The organism is Gelidibacter sp., assembly GCF_039916245.1.
Lineage (GTDB): Bacteria > Bacteroidota > Bacteroidia > Flavobacteriales > Flavobacteriaceae > Gelidibacter.
Window position 1 is genome coordinate 1 of sequence record NZ_JBDSLS010000215.1, and the last position, 2754, is coordinate 2754.

The following is a 2754-nucleotide window of genomic DNA, read 5'->3' on the forward strand; positions in this document are numbered from 1 at the left end:
TACCTGTTCCTAAAAATGTAATTTTCAAAGGTGCTTTGTTTAGAACAAAAGTAGGTTTAATTTTTTGTTTGAGATAGCAATTAGGTACCTTTGTCGTTGACAAAAACTCAATCTACAACATGGAGATTACCTTAAAAGGCGACAGGGAATTTGAAGATATTCCGTCGTTAAAGACAAAAGCACTTCGTATTAATCTTAATGAGAATATTTACGGAACCTTTGCTGAAATTGGTGCGGGTCAAGAGACTGTAAGACAGTTCTTTAGAGCTGGCGGTGGTTCTAACACTATCGCTAAGGCAATGTCTGCATATGATAAAGATTTTAGCGATGCCATTTATGGCGCAGAAGAAGATGGACGGTATGTGACTGAAGCGCGTTTGAGAAAAATGTTGTCTCATGAAATAAACTTAATTGAAGAACGTCTTTCAAGAGATAAACATCCCAATAAAATGTTCTTTTCTTACGCTAATACCGTGACCACCATTGATTTTGCCAAACAATACAAAGGCCATGGCTGGGTAGGTATCCGCTATCAAATTGACCAAGACAAACCTTATAACGAAATTATACTGCATTTGCGTTTTAGAGAAAATGATGCACGTTTACAACAAGAAACCCTTGGGATTTTAGGAACCAACCTCATTTATGGCGCTTATTACAAGTACAATGAGCCTAAAAAACTATTACGTTACTTATATGACCATTTAGATCAGGATCAAATTGAGATTGACACGATTAACTTTTCAGGTCCTGTATTTGAAAATGTTGATAATCGTTTGATGAGCTTGCAATTGGTTAAAAACAACATGACTGATGCGGTAATGTTTGCTCCCGATGGGAATAACGTGCTTCCTGCAAAAATTCTTTATAAGAAAAACATCTTGGCCTTACGTGGTAGTTTCAGACCCGTAACCAAAGTAAATATTGACATGTTTCAGAAATCTTATGACATGTTTATTAAAGAAAACAAGGTGGACATCAACAACACCCAAGTTGTTTTTGAGATTACCCTTTCCAATTTAAGAGCTGAAGGCGAAATTGATGAACAGGATTTCATGGACCGAGCACGACTGCTATGTTCTTTGGGTCATACGGTTTTAATTTCCAACTTTCAGGAATATTACAAATTGGTCGAATATTTCTCCCAATATTCTAAAAACAGAATGGGATTATCCATGGGTGTGAATAATCTCGTGGATATTTTTGACGAGAAATATTACCGTCATTTAAGTGGTGGTATATTAGAAGCTTTTGGAAAATTATTCTTTAAGGATTTACGTGTTTATCTCTATCCAATGCTGAATGAAGACGGCACTCTAATGGACAGCGAAAACTTAAAAGTACATCCACGCATGAAGGAATTGTATAAATTCTTCAAATACAATGGCAAAGTGGTGGACATTACAGATTATGATCCGGCAATCCTTAATATTTTCTCAAGATCTGTCCTCAAATCAATTTCTGATGGCGATGAGGGCTGGGAAGAAATGTTACCTCCTGGAGTTTCAAAAATTATCAAAGAAAAACACCTATTTGGCTATGAGGCAAAAGAAGTTATTCGAAATCAATAAAAATAAACAATAGAAAAAGACCTTAGTTTAAATCGCTAAGGTCTTTTTTATATATTTTTTGGACTCACCTATTTATTCCAAAATTTGCTCAGCATGTATTTTGGCTTTTACCTTATCGATGACTTTTTCGATAACACCATTTTCATCAATCACAAAAGTTACCCGATGAATCCCATCAAAGGTCCGTCCCATAAATTTCTTTTCGCCCCAAACATCAAAAGCCTTAAGAACTTCCTTGTCTTCATCTGCCAGTAATGGATACGGGAATTTGTGTTTTTCTTTAAAGTTCGCTTGTCGCTTGGCACTATCAGCGCTGACGCCTAATATTTCATACCCTTTAGCTTTTAAATCCGCATAGTTATCCCTAAGATTACAAGCCTCAGTGGTACACGTTGGGGTGCTAGCTTTTGGATAGAAGAAAATTACTAATTTTTTTCCTTTATAATCTGACAAAGAAATGATATTTCCTTGTTCATCCTTGGCTGAAAAATTTGGAGCTTTGTCTCCTGCTTTTAATTTGGTCATAACTGTTTTAAATTTGATATTTGTAAAAATACAACTAATGACCAAACAAGAAAAGGTAGATTTTGTTATAAATACGTTAAAGCAACTGTATCCAACAATTCCCATACCTCTCGACCATAAAGACCCTTATACACTTTTGATTGCTGTTTTGATGTCCGCACAATGCACAGATGTACGCGTCAATCAAATTACGCCACTTCTTTTTGCAAAAGCTGATAATCCTTACGACATGATTAAACTCTCGGTTGAAGAAATCAGAGATATCATTAGACCTGTCGGCTTATCTCCCATGAAAAGTAAAGGCATCCATGGATTATCACATATTTTGATAGATAAACATAACGGCCAAGTGCCGCAAACCTATGAGGAATTGGAGGAATTACCAGCGGTTGGACACAAAACAGCGGCAGTTGTAATGTCCCAAGCCTTCGGAATTCCTGCGTTTCCGGTTGACACCCATATTCACAGATTAATGTACCGTTGGAATTTGACCAATGGTAAAAACGTTGTTCAGACCGAAAGAGATGCCAAACGTCTTTTCCCTGAAGAAACTTGGAACGATTTGCACTTACAGATGATATGGTATGGCAGGGAATATTCTCCCGCTCGCGGTTGGGATTTGGAAAAAGATATTATCACAAAAACCATTGGACGCGCA

General features: G+C 36.7%; 3 protein-coding genes. 2 read left to right on the forward strand and 1 reads right to left on the reverse strand.

Features of this window, described 5'->3' with window-relative positions; translation table 11 throughout:
* The first annotated feature begins 119 nt into the window (after positions 1 to 119).
* The gene (locus ABIQ28_RS11300) at positions 120 to 1571 is read left to right on the forward strand and encodes a TonB-dependent receptor (RefSeq protein WP_348037346.1); all 1452 of its coding nucleotides are present in this window, start codon (positions 120 to 122) and stop codon (positions 1569 to 1571) included.
* A 72-nt stretch (positions 1572 to 1643) separates the two neighbouring features.
* Here ABIQ28_RS11300 and bcp read toward each other — a convergent pair whose 3' ends face one another.
* Complete coding sequence (bcp, locus tag ABIQ28_RS11305) at positions 1644 to 2096, reverse strand: thioredoxin-dependent thiol peroxidase (RefSeq protein ID WP_348037348.1); 453 nt, start codon at positions 2094 to 2096, stop codon at positions 1644 to 1646.
* Positions 2097 to 2133: 37 nt separating this feature from the next.
* Here bcp and nth point away from each other — a divergent pair.
* On the forward strand, positions 2134 to 2754 hold a 621-nt coding region (gene nth / locus ABIQ28_RS11310), incomplete at its 3' end, for an endonuclease III (protein ID WP_348037350.1).

Bases quoted from the DNA above. Each gene is read 5' to 3' on its own strand.
- ABIQ28_RS11300 (WP_348037346.1), top strand. From the start codon at position 120: ATGGAGATTACCTTAAAAGGCGACAGGGAATTTGAAGATATTCCGTCG.
- bcp (WP_348037348.1), bottom strand. From the start codon at position 2,096: ATGACCAAATTAAAAGCAGGAGACAAAGCTCCAAATTTTTCAGCCAAG.